Annotated in this window: 10 protein-coding genes and 2 pseudogenes; 10 read left to right on the forward strand and 2 right to left on the reverse strand. The window is 69.2% G+C overall.

What is annotated here, in order from left to right; all coding sequences use genetic code 11:
* The first annotated feature begins 58 nt into the window (after positions 1-58).
* A complete protein-coding gene (locus tag HV824_RS29580) occupies positions 59-286 on the forward strand; it encodes a hypothetical protein (protein WP_163782765.1) in 228 nt (75 codons plus the stop codon).
* Between the two features lie 79 nt (positions 287-365).
* On the forward strand, positions 366-713 hold the full coding sequence (locus HV824_RS29585; RefSeq protein ID WP_176415616.1) for a TipAS antibiotic-recognition domain-containing protein: 348 nt from the start codon (positions 366-368) through the stop codon (positions 711-713).
* A gap of 106 nt (positions 714-819) precedes the next feature.
* Here the strand turns inward: HV824_RS29585 and HV824_RS37685 are convergent, their stop codons facing one another.
* Entirely contained in the window at positions 820-1,488 is a 669-nt protein-coding gene (locus tag HV824_RS37685; protein WP_255208439.1) for a bZIP transcription factor, read from the reverse strand.
* A 466-nt stretch (positions 1,489-1,954) separates the two neighbouring features.
* Entirely contained in the window at positions 1,955-2,230 is a 276-nt protein-coding gene (locus tag HV824_RS29595; protein ID WP_255208440.1) for a hypothetical protein, read from the reverse strand.
* A gap of 151 nt (positions 2,231-2,381) precedes the next feature.
* Between HV824_RS29595 and HV824_RS29600 the strand changes: the two genes are divergently transcribed.
* The 8 genes and pseudogenes from HV824_RS29600 to HV824_RS29630 form a co-directional block, all read left to right on the forward strand.
* Positions 2,382-3,266, forward strand: coding sequence for a hypothetical protein (locus tag HV824_RS29600; RefSeq protein WP_176415617.1), 885 nt, complete (start codon positions 2,382-2,384; stop codon positions 3,264-3,266).
* Between the two features lie 200 nt (positions 3,267-3,466).
* On the forward strand, positions 3,467-10,765 hold the full coding sequence (locus HV824_RS29605; protein WP_176424776.1) for a HAMP domain-containing protein: 7,299 nt from the start codon (positions 3,467-3,469) through the stop codon (positions 10,763-10,765).
* A gap of 122 nt (positions 10,766-10,887) precedes the next feature.
* Complete coding sequence (locus tag HV824_RS29610; protein WP_176415619.1) at positions 10,888-12,870, forward strand: ATP-binding protein; 1,983 nt, start codon at positions 10,888-10,890, stop codon at positions 12,868-12,870.
* A gap of 84 nt (positions 12,871-12,954) precedes the next feature.
* A complete protein-coding gene (locus HV824_RS29615; protein ID WP_176415620.1) occupies positions 12,955-13,455 on the forward strand; it encodes a sigma-70 family RNA polymerase sigma factor in 501 nt (166 codons plus the stop codon).
* The gene (locus HV824_RS29620; RefSeq protein ID WP_176415621.1) at positions 13,452-14,171 is read left to right on the forward strand and encodes a hypothetical protein; all 720 of its coding nucleotides are present in this window, start codon (positions 13,452-13,454) and stop codon (positions 14,169-14,171) included. Before HV824_RS29615 ends, HV824_RS29620 begins: the two co-directional genes overlap by 4 nt.
* Positions 14,168-15,697 carry a caspase family protein gene (locus HV824_RS29625; protein WP_176424777.1) on the forward strand — a complete coding sequence of 510 codons (1,530 nt, stop codon included), beginning with the start codon at positions 14,168-14,170 and terminating at the stop codon, positions 15,695-15,697. The genes HV824_RS29620 and HV824_RS29625 overlap by 4 nt, the downstream gene beginning before the upstream one ends.
* Before the next feature lie 215 nt (positions 15,698-15,912).
* Positions 15,913-16,068, forward strand: a pseudogene (locus tag HV824_RS38290) (Ig-like domain-containing protein); the annotation flags it as partial.
* Between the two features lie 492 nt (positions 16,069-16,560).
* Positions 16,561-17,029: pseudogene (locus HV824_RS29630) on the forward strand (hypothetical protein); the annotation flags it as partial.

Genomic DNA, 17,029 nt, shown 5'->3' on the forward strand with positions numbered 1-17,029 from the left:
GGCTGCGAGCGGTGCGGAGGTGGGGTAGCATCGGGCCGCTGCTTCGAAAGGGGCCTTCATGTCCGTGGATACGAACCGCCGTGTCATTGCATCGCGCCCCGTGGGCCGCGCGCTCGGTGGGCAGGACCGCTTCGAGAAGGAGTCGCTGGAAGGCCCCGCGGAGGGCGGCCTCGCGATGACGCGGCGGCAGCGGATGGCGGGCGGCTCGCTGCGGGCGGGAGAGGAGAGCCCGTTCGCCGCGAAGCTGCGGAAGCTGGCGGGTGGCGCTCCGGATGATGAGCGCTGAATCCGCTTGAGCCTCACGCCGCGTGAGGCCGTACCCACCTCATCACGCCACACTGCCGTGGCGGGATGAGGTGTGAATCATGTTCGAGAAGCACTACACGCCGGAGCAGCTCCAGCAGTTGAAGGCCCGCCGCGAGGCCCTGGGCGAGGAGGCCATCCGCCAGGTCGAGGCCGAGTGGCCCCAGCTCATCGCCCGCGTCCGCGCGGAGATGGACCAGGGCACGGACCCCACGAGCGAGCCGGTGCGCTCGCTGGCCTCGCGCTGGCGGGAGCTGCTGAAGGCGTTCACGGGGGGCGACCCTGGCATCGAAGGGGCGCTGAACGCGACGCATCAGCAGGAGCCCGAGGTCGCGGCGAAGCACGGGTTGGACCCCGCGCTCTTCGCTTACATCGGCAAGGCCATGGCCAGTCTGGAGGGGCAGGCTTAGCCGTGGTGAGGCCGCCTGCTTCGTCGTCGCTGGATTCAGTCACGGCGCTCCAGGCACATCCCTGGGGCGCCGTGTCACCGGACGCGAGGCGTGGATGCGCGAGGCCTCAGCGCCCGCGGCCGGGATAGGCCTGAATCTGCGTGGCGTAGGTGTCACCGTCCGCGATGTAGTTGAACGCGGCCTGCACGGGCGTGCCCGCGGAGAGCTGTTTCGGTGAGACGCGCTTGCCGTTGGCGCTGATGCGGGTGGTGTTGGTGACGAACAGGTTGAAGGTGTCTCCGGACTCCGCGTCGCGGACCACGACGCGGTCTTCCCCGACGGAGGCCACCCGCCCTTGCATGACGACGCTGGCCAGCACCGTGGAGTCCGTGTCCGCGTCGGACGCAGTGGTCTGCGTCCCTGAGCCGCCCGTGCCCGTGTCCTCGCGCCGCAACGTGTCCACCTCGGCTTCGAGCCGCTGGACCTGGTCGCGGAGCCGCGCGACCTCTTGCTCGAGGTTCTCGGGCCGCGCGCCGCTGGCTTCCTGCGTGTCCGTTGCGCCGCCGCTGACCGCGCCGCCCGTGGTCGCGCCAGTCGGTGCTTCACTGCCACCTGTCGGGCTGCCCTGGTTCGACGCGGGGGACTGCGGTCCCAGCGTGCTGCCGCTGGCGGCGTTCGCGGGTGTCTCGGGCTGCCCGCTGCCACCGATACCCTGCTGTGGGGTGTACCCGCGCGTCGCGCCCGCGGGTGGCGCGGCAACGGGCTCCGCGCCGGTGTTGGTCTCAATCGAGTCCATCGAGCTTCTTCCCAAGTCGCCAGGAGCCCGCTGCGGCGGAGGCGAAAAGTTGCCTGGTTCGTAGGCGTCCTGTGGCTGGACAACGCCCGATGTTCCGCCTGTCGCCGTGCCTCCGGCCGAGCCACCGCTTGCTGACTGGGCGAGCCCAGCCGACGACGTAAGAAGGCTGAAGGTCAGGGCGGCATGGGTGATGGCGCGTCGCATGGTCGGTTCCTTTCTCCTTGCCTCGCAAAGGTGAGGTCCGGGAGCGAGGCGGCAAGCGCGGGAACAGGCGAACAGCCAGGAGGATGGCCGCATGTTGGGAGCGTTGGCTTCAGGAAACCCCTGTCGAGTCCGCCCCACGGTGAGCCCGCCCCTGGACGGGGTTTCAGCGCGTGCTGTTCGGAATTGTCGGGGGTTTTGCGCCGCAAATGTCCCGACATTTCCGAACAGCAGCCGGCGCCCCTGCGGACGGAGGAGGCCTGCCTCAGAAGGCGAAGCGGACCCCGAGACGGAGTTGTCGTGGCGCCTGGTACTGCAAGGGCAGCAACGTCTCCTCACGGAGCACAGCCTGGGCATTGAGCAAATTGAACGCGTCGATGCTCAGCGTCACCAGGTGCTGGTCGGCAGTGCCATGGCGAGCGCTCAGCTGGGCATCGATGGTGTGGACCCAGGGCGTCCGCGTGCTGTCCGCTTCGCGCGGTGTACCAGCCGCGCCCAGGTATGCGAGGCCCACGATTCGCGGCGCCTTCTCCCTCACCATGCGGGCGTTGTCTCCCCTTCAGAACAGCATGACACGGCCACCCTTCGGCCCCGTTCTGTGCTGTCGTGGGGAAACGAACTGGGACGTGGCGCCGGGCCGCTGTTGACACCACCCCCCGGCAAGGTCGGGAACGCCGCCGCGAGGAGCCGCCGTGAGTGGACGGGAGAGTCCGGTGTCTGGGGGCAAGGCGGCGCGCGCTTCCGCCAAGGAGGCCCGCCTGCGCCGAGCCGGTCCATGGCCGCTCACCGTGGCCACCGCCGCCGCGCTCGGACTGCTCGTCTACGTCGCCACCACCAGCCTGCCCTACCTCATCTCCGCGCCCACGTCGGACCCCCACTTCGGCGCGCTGAACCACTGCCTCGCCCGCCTGCTGCAGCGTCCCCTGCTGGGCTGGGCCGTCTCGCCGGATGCCTCGCGCGCCGCCGTCTATGGCGCCCAGGCCATGGCGGTCTGCACCCTGCCGGAGGGCTCCCGGCGACTCCCCCTGGCGGGTGTACGCGCCGTCACCTTCGACCGGGAGAATCGCCTCTGGTGGTCGCAGGCTGGACAGCTCTGGCGCGACGACGGGGCAGAGGCCCGGCACATGGGCGACTTCTCCCCGGTGTCGCTCGTCAGCCACGGGAGCGGGGTGCTGGCGCTCGACGCGGAGGGCCAGCTCGTCTCGGTGGCGCCTGACGGCGCGGTGCTGGGGCAGGCGCCGGTGTCCAGGGCGGAGGCGCGGCTGTCCGTGGGAGCGGAGGGCACCTTCGCCGCCGTGCTCGACGGGGCCTCGCTCCGCTTCTACGAAGCGCGCACCCTCACCCCACTCCCCGTGGAGCTGCCGTGTGAAGTGGAGGGCCTCTGGTGGCTCGAGCGTCCCGAGCGCGTGCTGATCGCCTGCGCCCAGGACGCCGAGCAGGCTTTCGCGGTGGACCTCCAGACGGCCCGGTACGAGCCGGCGAGGCGCCCGTCCGGGATGCCTGCTCGGAGGCTCCTCGGACGGCCCCTCTATGTGCACGGCTGCGATGGATTTCCGTGCACGGCCCCCGCCCCCTGAGATGTTGGTATGAGGCGCGGCGTCCCGTGCCTTTCACGGGCGGTCCGGCCTCCTGAACCACCGCGTTCATTGGTGAACGTTCAGGGGTCCGCGGGGCCTGCATTGAATCGACAAGCCCGCGAACTCCCTGGAGATTCACTCCAGCCCGGGCGCCGCGTCAGGGCAGGCAGCAGCGTTCATCCCGATCAGAGGTTTCTCGCTTGGACGACACCAAGGTTCCCCAGTCCCCTACCCACGGCCGCAAGCGGGCCTCCGCGCGCAAGCCTTCGGGGAACGGCACTTCCCGCCCGGGGGGGACCGCTCGCGCGTCCAGCCCCCGGGCCCAGGGACGCGGCGGCCATCCGCTGCAGCCCCTGCTCGCCGCGCTTCGTTCGGTGCACGGCGGTGACTTCACCGTGCGGCTCCCCGGCGGCAGCGCCGACCCGGTGATGGAGGAGATCGCCAGCGCCTTCAACGCCGTGGTGTCGCTCAACGCCACCCTGACGCAGGAAGTGGTCCGCGTGGAGCGCGTGGTGGGCCGCGAGGGCCGCATGGGCGAGCGCGTGTCGCTGGGCGACGTGCGCGGCGACTGGGCCCACAGCATCAACTCCATCAACTCGCTCATCGGCGACCTGGTGCAGCCCACCACGGAGGTGGCGCGCGTGCTGGTGGCCGTGGCGCAGGGCGACCTCACCCAGAAGATGGCGCTGGAGATTGATGGCCAGCCCGTCAAAGGCGAGTTCCTCCGCATTGGCACCACCGTCAACGCGATGCTGGACCAGCTCAACTCGTTCGCCGCCGAGGTGACGCGCGTGGCCCGCGAGGTGGGCAGCGACGGCAAGCTGGGCGGCCAGGCCGAGGTGCGCGGCGTGTCCGGCGTGTGGAAGGACCTCACGGACAACGTGAACCTGATGGCCAACAACCTCACGGCCCAGGTGCGCAACATCGCCGAGGTGTCCACCGCGGTGGCCAACGGCGACCTGTCGAAGAAGATTACGGTCGACGCGCGCGGCGAGGTCTTCGAGCTCAAGAGCACCATCAACACCATGGTGGACCAGCTCAACGGCTTCGCCTCCGAGGTGACGCGCGTGGCCCGCGAGGTGGGCACCGAGGGCAAGCTGGGCGGTCAGGCCGCGGTGCCCGGCGTGTCCGGGACGTGGAAGGACCTCACCGACAACGTGAACTTCATGGCCTCCAACCTCACCACCCAGGTGCGGGGCATCGTGAAGGTGGTGACGGCCGTCGCCAACGGCGACCTCACCCAGAAGCTGATGGTGCCGTCGCAGGGGGAGATCGCCGCGCTGGGCGCCACGCTCAACGCGATGACGGACACCCTCAACGTCTTCGCGCAGCAGGTGACCAGCGTCGCGCGCACGGTGGGCGTGGAAGGCAAGCTGGGCGCCCAGGCCCAGGTGCCCGGCGCCGCCGGGACGTGGAAGGACCTCACGGACAACGTGAACCTGATGGCCAGCAACCTCACGGCCCAGGTGCGCAACATCGGCGAGGTGACGACGGCCGTCGCCAAGGGCGACCTGTCCAAGAAAATCACCGTCGACGTGCGCGGCGAGGTGCTGGAGCTCAAGGACACCATCAACACCATGGTGGACCAGCTCCGCGCCTTCGCCTCCGAGGTGACGCGCGTGGCCCGCGAGGTGGGCACCGACGGCAAGCTGGGCGGCCAGGCCGACGTGAAGGGCGTGGGCGGCGTGTGGAAGGACCTCACGGACAACGTGAACTACATGGCCTCCAACCTCACCACGCAGGTGCGCAACATCGCGCTGGTGACGACGTCGGTGGCCAACGGCGACTTGTCCAAGAAAATCACCGTCGACGCGCGCGGCGAAATCCTGGAGCTGAAGAACACCATCAACACCATGGTGGACCAGCTCAACAGCTTCGCCTCCGAGGTGACGCGCGTGGCGCGCGAGGTCGGCACCCACGGCAAGCTGGGCGGCCAGGCCGAGGTGCGCGGCGTGTCCGGGACGTGGAAGGACCTCACGGACAACGTGAATGTCATGGCCGTCAACCTCACCACGCAGGTGCGCGGCATCGCCAAGGTGGTGACCGCCGTCGCCAACGGTGACCTCACCCAGCGCCTGAAGATGGAGGCCAAGGGCGAGGTCGCCGAGCTGGCCGACACCATCAACGCGATGACGCAGACGCTGTCCATCTTCGCCCAGCAGGTGACGGACGTGGCGCGCACGGTGGGCGTGGAGGGCAAGCTGGGCGCCCAGGCGGTGGTGCCGGGCGTCGCGGGCACGTGGAAGGACCTCACCAACAACGTGAACCTGCTCGCCAACAACCTCACCGACCAGGTCCGCAACATCGCGGAGGTGACGACGGCCGTCGCCAGGGGGGACCTGTCGCGCAAGATTACCGTCGACGCCAGGGGCGAGGTGCTGGAGCTCAAGAGCACCATCAACACCATGGTGGACCAGCTCAACAGCTTCGCCGCCGAGGTGACGCGCGTCGCGAAGGAGGTCGGCACCGAGGGCAAGCTGGGCGGCCAGGCGGAGGTGCGCGGCGTGTCCGGCGTGTGGAAGGACCTCACGGACAACGTGAACTTCATGGCCGTCAACCTCACCACGCAGGTGCGCGGCATCGTGCGCGTGGTGACGGCGGTGGCCAACGGCGACCTGAACCAGAAGCTGACGCTGGACGCCAAGGGGGAGATTGCCGCGCTCGCGGACACCATCAACGCGATGACGCAGACGCTGTCCATCTTCGCGCAGCAGGTGACGGACGTGGCGCGCACGGTGGGTGTGGAGGGCAAGCTGGGCGCCCAGGCGGAAGTGCCGGGCGTGGCGGGCACGTGGAAGGACCTCACCAATAACGTGAACCTGCTCGCCAACAACCTCACGGCGCAGGTGCGCAACATCGCCGAGGTGACCACGGCGGTGGCCAACGGTGATTTGTCCAAGAAGATCACCGTCGACGCCAAGGGCGAGGTGCTGGAGCTCAAGAGCACCATCAACACCATGGTGGACCAGCTCCGCGCCTTCGCCGCCGAGGTGACGCGCGTCGCGAAGGAGGTCGGCACCGAGGGCAAGCTGGGCGGTCAGGCCGACGTGAAGGACCTGTCCGGCGTGTGGAAGGACCTCACGGACAACGTGAATGTGCTGGCCGGCAACCTCACGGACCAGGTGCGCAACATCGCCAAAGTCACGACGGCGGTGGCCAACGGCGATTTGTCGCAGAAAATCACCGTCTCCGTGAAGGGCGAGGTGCTGGAGCTCAAGAACACCATCAACACCATGGTGGACCAGCTCCGCGCCTTCGCCTCCGAGGTGACCCGCGTCGCGAAGGAGGTCGGCACCGAGGGCAAGCTGGGCGGTCAGGCCGCGGTGCCCGGCGTCGCCGGCACCTGGAAGGACCTCACGGACAACGTGAATGTGCTGGCCGGCAACCTCACGGACCAGGTGCGCAACATCGCCAAGGTGACGACGGCGGTGGCCAACGGCGATTTGTCACAGAAAATCTCCGTGGAGGCCCGGGGCGAAATCCTGGAGCTCAAGAGCACCATCAACACCATGGTGGATCAGCTCCGCGCCTTCGCCGCCGAGGTGACGCGCGTCGCGAAGGAGGTGGGGACGGACGGCAAGCTGGGAGGGCAGGCCGCGGTGCCCGGCGTCGCCGGGACGTGGAAGGACCTCACGGACAACGTGAACAGCATGGCCTCCAACCTCACCGCGCAGGTGCGCAACATCGCGCTGGTGACCACGGCGGTGGCCAACGGCGATTTGTCCAAGAAGATCACCGTCGACGCCAAGGGCGAAATCCTGGAGCTGAAGGACACCATCAACATCATGGTGGACCAGCTCAACAGCTTCTCCGCGGAGGTGACGCGCGTGGCGCGCGAGGTCGGCACCGAGGGCAAGCTGGGCGGTCAGGCGGAGGTGCGCGGCGTGTCCGGCGTGTGGAAGGACCTCACGGACAACGTGAACTTCATGGCCCGCAACCTCACCACGCAGGTGCGCGGCATCGTCAAGGTCGTGACGGCGGTGGCCAATGGCGACCTGAAGCAGAAGCTGGCCGTGGAGGCGAAGGGCGAGGTCGCCGCGCTGGCGGAGACCATCAACAACATGACGGACACGCTGGGCACCTTCGCCGAGCAGGTGTCCACGGTGGCGCGCGAGGTGGGCGTCGAAGGGAAGCTGGGCGGCCAGGCCCGCGTGCCCGGTGTGGCCGGCACGTGGAAGGACCTCACGGACAACGTGAACTTCATGGCCTCCAACCTCACCACGCAGGTGCGCGGCATCGTCAAGGTCGTGACGGCGGTGGCCAACGGCGATTTGACGCAGAAGCTGGCCGTGGAGGCGAAGGGCGAGGTCGCCGCGCTGGCGGAGACCATCAACAACATGACGGACACGCTGGGCACCTTCGCCGACCAGGTGACGACGGTGGCCCGCGAGGTGGGCATCGAAGGGAAGCTGGGCGGCCAGGCCCGCGTGCCCGGCGCGCGCGGCACGTGGCGGCAGCTCACGGACAACGTGAACCAGCTGGCCGGCACCCTGACGAGCCAGCTGCGCGCCATCTCCGACGTGGCCACCGCGGTGACGAAGGGGGACCTCACGCGCAGCATCACCGTCGTGGCGGAGGGCGAGGTCGCCGCGCTGAAGGACAACATCAACCAGATGATCGTCAACCTGCGTGAGACGACGCAGAAGAACCAGGAGCAGGACTGGCTCAAGACGAACCTGGCGAAGTTCAGCGGCATGATGCAGGGCCAGAAGAGCCTGGACGCCGTCAGCCGCCTCATCATGAGCGAGCTGACGCCGCTGGTCTCCGCGCACCACGGCGCCTTCTTCCTGGTGGACGGCGTCGAGGCGGGCGTGCCGCTGCTCAAGCTCACCAGCACCTACGCGTACCGGGAGCGCAAGAACATCGCCAACCGGTTCCGCTTCGGTGAGGGCCTGGTCGGCCAGTGCGCGCTGGAGCGGAAGACCATCCTGCTCACCCACGTGCCGGAGGACTACATCACCATCTCCTCCGGGCTGGGCGAGGCCGCGCCGCTCAACATCATCGTCCTGCCCGTCCTCTTCGAGGGCGAGGTGAAGGCCGTCATCGAGCTGGCCTCCTTCCACGCGTTCAGCGCCATCCATCAAATCTTCCTGGACCAGCTCACGGAGACCATTGGCGTGGTGCTGAACATGATCATCGCCAACATGCGCACCGAGCAGCTCCTGCTCCAGTCGCAGGACCTGACGCAGGAGCTCCAGAGCCAGTCCAATGAGCTGACGCAGCAGCAGGACGCGCTCAAGCGCAGCAACATCGAGCTGGAGGAGAAGGCGACGCTGCTGGAGGAGCAGAACCGCCGCGTGGAGGAGAAGAACAACGAGGTGGAGCGCGCCCGCGTCAGCCTGGAGGAGAAGGCCGAGCAGCTCACCGTCATCTCCAAGTACAAGAGCGAGTTCCTGGCCAACATGAGCCACGAGCTGCGCACGCCGCTCAACTCGCTGCTCATCCTGGCCAAGCTGCTGTCGGACAACAAGGACGGCAACCTCAGCACCAAGCAGGTGGAGTACGCGAACACCATCTACGCCTCCGGCGGAGACCTGCTCAGCCTCATCAACGAAATCCTCGACCTGTCCAAGGTGGAGGCCGGGAAGATGCAGGTGGAGCCGCGGGACATCGTCCTCACCGAGCTCAACCAGTTCATCGAGCGCAGCTTCCTGCCCGTCGCGGAGCAGAAGGGCCTGTCCTTCACCGTGGAGGTGGGGCCCGGCGCGCCGCGCCACGTCCGCACCGACCCGCAGCGGCTCCAGCAGGTGCTCAAGAACCTGCTGTCCAACGCCATCAAGTTCACCGACGAGGGCAGCGTCCAGCTGAAGGTGAAGCAGGCCGAGGCCGGCACGCACTTCGACCACGAGACGCTGCGACGCTCGCGGTACGTGCTCGGCTTCGCGGTGTCGGACACGGGCATCGGCATCGCGCGGGACAAGCAGCGCCTCATCTTCGAGGCGTTCCAGCAGGCGGACGGCTCCACCGCGCGCAAGTACGGCGGCACGGGCCTGGGCCTGTCCATCAGCCGCGAAATCGCGAAGCTGCTGGGCGGCGAAATCCAGGTGACCAGCGAGCCCGGCCGCGGCAGCACCTTCACCCTCTACCTGCCGCCCGAGTACCTCAGCCCGGAGGAGGAGGGCATGCCGTCCATGCCGTCCCCGTACGAGCCTCCGCCCCGGCTGCCGCCTCCTCCGACGCCGGAGTCGCCGCGCGAGGAGACGCCTGTCGCGCCGCCGGTGGCGGACAGCGGCCACGTGCTGGACGCGGCGCTGCCGCCGCCCATCGAGTCGCTGCTGACGCCCGTCGCCGTGGAGGATGACCGCGACCACATCCGCGAAGGGGACCGCGTCCTGCTGCTCATCGAGGACGACGTGAAGTTCGCCCGCATCATGGTGCAGATGGCGCGGGAGAAGGGCTTCAAGGCCCTGGTGGCCACGCGCGGTGACACCGGCCTGTCCATGGCCAACGAGTTCCAGCCGCACGCCATCACCCTGGACATCCAGCTCCCCGTGGTGGACGGCTGGAGCGTGTTGGACCGGCTCAAGCGCAACCCGCGCACGCGCCACATCCCCGTGCACGTCATCAGCGTCATGGACAAGAACCAGGGCAACTCGCAGGGCGCCTTCGGTTACCTCACCAAGCCCGTCAGCAAGGAGGGCCTGGAGCGGGTGTTCAACCAGCTGGCCAGCTTCCTGGAGCGCACGGAGCGCCGGCTGCTGCTGGTGGAGGACGACGACGTCCAGCGCGACAGCCTGGTGTCGCTGCTCAGCGAGGGCGGCGACGTGGTGGTGACGGCCGTGGCCACCGGTGAGGAGGTGCTCCAGAACCTGGAGACCGGCGAGTTCGACTGCGTCGTCATCGACCTGATGCTGCCCGACACCGACGGCATCCGGCTGGTGGAGGAGGTCAAGACGCAGAACCGCTTCCGCGACCTTCCCATCGTCATCTACACCGGCAAGGAGCTGACGCCCAAGGACGAGGCCCGGCTGCGTCGCTACACCGGCAGCGTCATCCTCAAGAGCGGGACGAAGAGCCCGGAGCAGCTGCTCAGCGACACGGCGCTGTTCCTCCACCGGTTGGACCAGAACCTGCCGCCGCGCGCACGGGCCGCCCTGGCGCAGCGCAACGACAAGGACGCGGAGCTGTCCGCCAGGAAGGTCCTGGTGGTGGATGACGACATGCGCAACATCTTCGCGCTCACCAGCGTGCTGGAGAACCACGGCATGCAGGTGGTGTTCGCGGAGAACGGGCGCGCGGCCATCGAGATGCTCGAGCAGCACCGCGACGTCGACATCGTCCTCATGGACGTGATGATGCCGGAGATGGACGGTTATGAGACCATGCGGGCCATCCGCAAGGACCTCAAGTACTCCAGCCTCCCCATCATCGCGGTGACGGCCAAGGCGCTGAAGGACGACCGGGAGAAGTGCATGGCGGCCGGCGCGAGTGACTACCTGCCCAAGCCGGTGGACACCGACAAGCTTCTGGAGCTCATCCGTCTGTGGGTGACGGCTTGATTCACTGAGTGATGGTTACCGTACGGCGCCCCTCTTCCGGGCTTGGGTCCGGTCGAGGGGCCACCTAGCCTCTTCTACCTTGAGAAAAGGTAGGACCGGGGCAGCTTCATCCGCCGACTTCAATGACGCCTAGCGAACACATCTCCGCGGACCGCAACCAGGAAGGGCCTTCCCAGCCCCGGGCGAGCATCCTGATGGTTGACGACCATCCCTCCAACCTGCTCGCGCTCGAGGCCATCCTCGAACCGCTCGGCCAGGAGCTGGTGAAGGCCACCAGCGGCGAGGAGGCGCTCAAGTTCCTGCTTCAGCGCGACTTCGCCGTCATCTTGATGGACGTCCAGATGCCGGGGCTGGATGGCTTCCAGACGGCCACGCTCATCAAGCAGCGTGAGCGCACGCGCACCATCCCCATCATCTTCCTCACCGCGCTCAGCCGCGACGCGGCCCACGTCTTCAAGGGCTACGCGCACGGCGCGGTGGACTACCTGCTCAAGCCGTTCGACCCGGAAATCCTCCGCTCCAAGGTCAGCGTCTTCGTGGACCTGTTCCTCAAGGAGCAGCAGCTTCAGCGGCAGGCGGTGCTCCTGCGGCAGCGCGAGCGCGAGGCGATGGAGCGGCAGAGCGAGCTGCGCCACCTGCGGCTCACGGAGTCCTTGCCGGAGGTGATGTGGGCGGCGCGCTCGGACGGCAGCTTCACCTACGCCAACCGCGCCGCGCGGGACTACACCGGCATCCAGGCGGACCAGCCGCTGTCGCTCAACACCTTCCTGGAGTTCGTCCACGCGGCGGACCGCGAGGCCATGCGCGCCGTCTGGGTGCAGGCCATCCGCATGGGGCAGCGCGTGGAGCGCGAGTTCCGCCTGCGCCGCTTCGACGGCGTGTACCGCTGGCACCTGGCGCGCGCGGTGCCGGAGCGGGACGAGAATGGCCTGCTGGCCGGCTGGATTGCCGTGGCCACGGACATCGACGACAAGCGCCGGGCGGAGGAGGCGCAGGGGCGCTTCAAGGCGACGCTGGATGCGACGCTGGACTGCGTCCTCATGTTCTCCCCGGACTCGCTGACGCTCACCTACGCCAACGCGGGCGCGGCCAAGCAGCTGGCCAGCAGCACCGAGGAGCTGGTGGGCCTGTCGGTGCTGGAGGTGGAGGGCGCCTTCGACGAGGCCGGCTTCCGCAAGCTGCTGGCGCCGCTGGTGAGTGGCACGTTGCCCAGCCAGACGTACTCCACCAGCCACCGCCGACGGGATGGTTCGGAGGTGCCGGTGGAGGTGGTGCTCCAGTACGTGGCGGCGGACGGCGGCCCGGGGCGCTTCATCTCCGTGGCGCGCGACATCACCGAGCGGCAGCGGGCGGAGACGGCGCTGCGGCTGGCCAGCGAGGCGAAGGACTCCTTCCTCGCGGCGGCCAGCCATGAGCTGCGCACGCCGCTGGCCGCGGCCAAGGGCCACGCGCACCTGGCGCTGCTGAAGCTGGGCGGAGAGACGGAGTCCGGGCCGGGCAAGTCGCTCAAGATCATCAACCGGCAAATCGACCGGATGGCCAAGCTGGTGGAGGACCTGCTGGACATCAGCCGGCTCCAGGCGGGGCGCTTGTCGCTGGAGCTGGAGCGGTTCGACCTGAGCCACCTGGTGCAGGAGACGCGGGACCGCATGGCGGTGCTGTCGCAAGGCCATGAAATCCACGTCGAGGCGTCGGAGCAGTTGGAGGGGACGTGGGACCGGGGCCGGCTGGACCAGGTGCTGACGAACCTGCTGTCCAACGCCCTGCGCTACTCGCCGGAGGGCGGGCCGGTGTGGGTGCGGGTGGAGGGTGAGCGCGACGAGGGCGTCCACCTGTCGGTGGCGGACACCGGCGTGGGCATCCCCAAGGAGAAGCAGGCGCTCATCTTCGAGCGCTTCGGCCGCGCGCACGGCAGCAGGTACGGCGGGCTGGGCCTGGGGCTCACCATCAGCCAGGGCATCGTGGAGCAGCACGGCGGCCGCATCTGGGTGGAGTCCCCGGGCGTGGCGGGAGAGGGCTCCACCTTCCACGTCTGGCTGCCACGCGAGACGGAGGCGCCTTCCGTCGCGGTGCCCTCGGACGCGGTGACGCGCTCCCCGAACTGAGCCTCCCCGGGGGAGCGGCGTTTTTCCTGGGGGGCGCGTTCCCACGCTGGCACGGTCGCGTGTCCAATGGAGCGTGGAGAGAAAATGGCCCGGGGACTAGGCGCCTCGGAGCTCGCCGACCTCTATGAAAAGTACGCGCCCACCGTTCACGGGAGGGCCAGGACCCTGCTCGGCCGCGATTCGGACGCCTGGGACGCCGTGCAGGAGGTCTTCTGCCGGCTCCTCCAGGCGGGTGGGGCGTTTCGCGCGGAGGCACGCCCCATGACCTACATCTTCCGGGTCACCACCCATGTCTGCCTCAACATGCTGCGGAGCCGGGCGTTGAAGGACGTCCCCGCCCAGGCACCCTCCGAAGCGGAGGAGGCTGGCGAGGACCCGCAGGAGGTGGAGGCGCGCAACCTGCTGCGGGTGCTGGCTCGCGAGCTGGATGACCGGGCCCTCCAGATTGCGACGCTCCACTTCGTGGACGCGCTCACCCAGGAGGAAATCGTGGAGGTGGTGGGCCTGTCGCGCAAGACGGTGGGGCGCGAACTGGAGAAGGTCCGGGTTCGCGCGCGGGAGCTGGCGCTGGAGCCCCGGCCATGAGCGGGCACCTGTCGAGGCTCGCGCTGGATGAGCTGGTCGTGGAAGACGCACCCCCGCCCGCGCATCTCGCGACGTGCGCGCAGTGTCAGGCGAGGCTGGCGCGGCTGCGCGAGGCGGCGGGCGCGGCGCGTGTGGCGCCTGAGTTCGCGTGGACGCGGACACGGGTGCTGGCGTGGCGTGCGGCACCTGCCCCCGCGCGTGGGTTCCTCGGGGCGTGGCGGTGGGCGGTTCCGCTGGCCCTGGCCTTGGGGCTGGCTTCGGTGGTGGTGCTGCGGGAGCCGCCGGAAGGCGTCCGCGTCAAGGGCGGTCCCTTCGTCTCGGTGGTGCGGCAGGCGGACGGCGCCGTGGATGCGCCGCTGTCGCCCGGGGACGTGGTGACGCTCTCGCTGAAGGCGGCGCCCTACCGGTACGCGTTGGTGTTCGCCACGGACGCGGCGGGCAAGGTGTCGCTCCTGTGGCCCGCGCGGGGCACGCAGTCGGGAGACCCGGCGACGCTGGTGATGCCGCCGACGTTCATCGTCACGCCCGGTGACTTCGTGCTGGATGCGTTCTTCTCGGATGCGCCGCTGCCGGCCGAGCCGGGCCGCGCGGCCCTGGCAATTCAGGCCGCCGCCTGCGCTGCCCTCGAGCTGCCTTTGGATTGCCAGCCTCCCGCGTTGCTCGAAGGCGCGGCGCACCACTACCGTCTCGCCGTCCCCGTGAGCTCCAGCCCATGATGCTGCTCTCGCTGCTGACCGCCGCGCTGCTGTCGCAGTCTCCCTCCGAGGAGGCTCCGCCGCCCAGGCGCTATGCGTTGCTCATCGGCGCCAACCGGGGGCTGGCCTCCGACGAGCCCCTGCGCTTCGCGGACGCGGACGCGCGTCGCATGTTCACCCTGTTCCGGGACGCGGGGGGCCTCCTCCCGGAGGATGCCCAGGTCGTCCTGGGCGCGGATGCCAGGCAGGTGAAGGCGGCGCTCGGGACGCTGCGCGAACGCATGGCGCGTGATGCCACGCCAGGCGACCAGCTCCTCGTCTACGTGTCGAGCCACGCCGACGGTGAGTCGCTGCACCTCTCCGGGACGCGCCTGCCCGTGAAGGAGCTGGTGGCGTTCATGGAGGCGTCCCCGGTGGGGGTGGCGGTGATGTTCATCGACTCATGCCGCTCGGGCGCGGCCACCCGCATCAAGGGCCTGGAGCCGGTGGAGGAGCGGCTGGTGCAATGGTCCGCGCCCGCCATCAAGGGGCGCGTCATCGTCACCTCGTCCAGCGCGGACGAAGCCTCGCAGGAGGCAGATGACCTCCAGGGCTCCTTCTTCACCCACCACCTGCTCGCGGGATTGCGCGGGGCGGGGGACCTGAACCGGGATGGGCGTGTCACGCTCCAGGAGTCCTATGCCTATGCGTACGGGCGCACGGTGGAGTCCACGCTGCTCACCCGCGCGGGCACCCAGCACCCGAACTTCCACTTCGACCTGAAGGGGCAGGGGGAGCTGGTGCTCACCGAGCCGCTGCTCGCGCCCAGCCGGCTGCTCATCACCGTGCCCGAGCCGGGCGAGTGGGTGGTGGCCTCGGCGCAGGACGGCATGGTGATGGGCGTGTTCTCCAAGGGCAGCGGCCCGGTGATGCTGGCCCTGCCGCCTGGGGGCTACCGCCTGCGTTCGCGGCGGGAGGACGCGTGGCTGGAGCTGCGCGTCGCGGTGCCCGAGAAAGGGCACGTGCTGGTGGACGAGCCGCTGCTCCGCCAGGGCACGTTGGTGGTGATGCAGGAGAAGGGCCCCACGGGCTGGCGGGGCGCGGTCCACCTGGGGGGCTCCTTCTCGACGCGGACCGCCAGCAACTTCGGCGTGGGCAAGGGGGGCCACCTTACCGCCGTGTTCAAGGCCCCCATCGAGCCGGGGCTGCTGGACGTGGTCTGGGGGACGTTCGCCGGGCGCGCCAGCACGTCCGCCTTGAGCCGAGGTATCCGCCAGACGGAGTGGTCCCTTCGGCTGGGGATGGGGCGCCGGTTCCACGGCGAGGTGGCGGCGCTGGTGCTCGGCCCCGAGCTGGGCGCGCTGGTCTTCCTCCAGAACGATGGGGGCACGTCCAGGCGGGGCGTGGCGACCTACGGCGGCGTGAGCGCTTCCGTTTGGGTGGGTGGAGAGGAGGAGGTGTCGCTGGTCATCACGGGGGGCCTGGGCGGCGCGGTGATGCCGCTGCCCGAGGGCAACGTGCTACGGCCGCTCGCGAGCGCGGGGGCCGGGCTGGGCTGGAGCTTTTGAGAAGACAGGTTCCCGCCCGCGGCGGCTCGCGTGTCCAAAGAGGCACATTCCTGTCAGGAGCTTCAATGCCTCGCTCTTCCGTCGTGCCCCCGGCGCTCGCCACGCTTCTCATCGCGGCGCTGGCCATGGCTGCCTGCGGTGAAATCTCAGATGGACAGCCAGGCGGCCCTTCCCCAAGCGACTCGCTGCGCCTGCAAATCAACAACGCACCGGAAATGGAGTACGCGAACGGGGTTCTCCCCGTCACGGTGCGAGCGCACGGGGGCACGCCAGAGCTAGTGGAGGTCTTCTTGAATGGCTCGCTACTGGCCACGCTGCTGTCGCCTTTCAAGTTCGAGTGGGACACAACCCAGCTGCCGGAGGGCGTGCATCAGCTTCAGGCTCGAACGCAATGGAAGGGGCAGTCCCTCCTGAGCACGAAGCACTCCGTGACTGTCGACCGTACGGGCCCCAGCGTCTGGAGCTGGTCGCCCCTCAGCGGCCTCCGTGTGGACCGCACGACGACCTTGGCGGTGACCTTCTCGGAGGCCATCTGGTTCACTCATGGCGAAGGCCCCACGGCCAGTGTCCAGATAGAGGGCCGAACCCTGTCCCCGCGTATGTCGTTGTCCGAGGACCGCTTGACGCTGTATGCGCGGATAGACAAGCCAGAGGTGCTCCCGTCAACGGGCTCGGCTTCTGTGCCGCTGTGGGAAGTCAGGGACCGGGCGGGAAACCACGCCGTACACAATGGGCTTCCTGTCGGGCGCATCGACTGGACCTGGGAGGTCGACCTTTTCCATCAAGAGTCTCCTTTCTGGTCACAGTGGCCGTCATCAGGGGGGCAGGGCCCCGCCTCGGTGACGGACCGGCTGGCACTGGTCGTGGAACCGGATGGGGCGCCGGTGGCCGCGCTCGCCGATGCGCTCGGCAACGCGCCGCGTGACGAGGCTGTGCGCGCGGCGGGCATCGTCGTGGGGCGCTTGGAAGACGGTACCTGGCAGGAGGTCGGTGCCCCGGTCATCGCGCCAGGGGCCTCTCCGGAGGCCATCGTCTCTCATCCCCGCCTCGCGCTGGGCTCGGAGGGGCGTCTGGTGATGGCGTTCCTCCAGCGTGATGCCGCGGAGGCCAACCCCGCGCTCCACGTCTTTCAATGGTCGGTGGACACCTGGGCGCCGCTGGGCGCGCGTGTGAACGCGCCCGATGCCGCGGCGTTGCAGGGCGCCGCGCTCGCGGTCGACAGCGAAGGCCGCCCCATCGTGGCCTGGAGCGCCGCGGATGGAGTTCATGTCCATCGCTGGGAAGGTGGAGGGTGGCTGCGATTGGGAGACGTTCAGCGGGTGGGCACGGGGC

Origin of the sequence: Myxococcus sp. AM009 (assembly GCF_013372605.1) — a bacterium.
Lineage (GTDB): Bacteria > Myxococcota > Myxococcia > Myxococcales > Myxococcaceae > Myxococcus > Myxococcus vastator.

Coding starts and splice junctions, on each gene's coding strand:
- HV824_RS29620 (WP_176415621.1), top strand. CDS start 13,452: ATGAGCGGGCACCTGTCGAGGCTCGCGCTGGATGAGCTGGTCGTGGAA.
- HV824_RS29625 (WP_176424777.1), top strand. CDS start 14,168: ATGATGCTGCTCTCGCTGCTGACCGCCGCGCTGCTGTCGCAGTCTCCC.
- HV824_RS29610 (WP_176415619.1), top strand. CDS start 10,888: ATGACGCCTAGCGAACACATCTCCGCGGACCGCAACCAGGAAGGGCCT.
- HV824_RS29595 (WP_255208440.1), bottom strand. CDS start 2,230: ATGGTGAGGGAGAAGGCGCCGCGAATCGTGGGCCTCGCATACCTGGGC.
- HV824_RS29580 (WP_163782765.1), top strand. CDS start 59: ATGTCCGTGGATACGAACCGCCGTGTCATTGCATCGCGCCCCGTGGGC.
- HV824_RS37685 (WP_255208439.1), bottom strand. CDS start 1,488: ATGGACTCGATTGAGACCAACACCGGCGCGGAGCCCGTTGCCGCGCCA.
- HV824_RS29615 (WP_176415620.1), top strand. CDS start 12,955: ATGGCCCGGGGACTAGGCGCCTCGGAGCTCGCCGACCTCTATGAAAAG.
- HV824_RS29585 (WP_176415616.1), top strand. CDS start 366: ATGTTCGAGAAGCACTACACGCCGGAGCAGCTCCAGCAGTTGAAGGCC.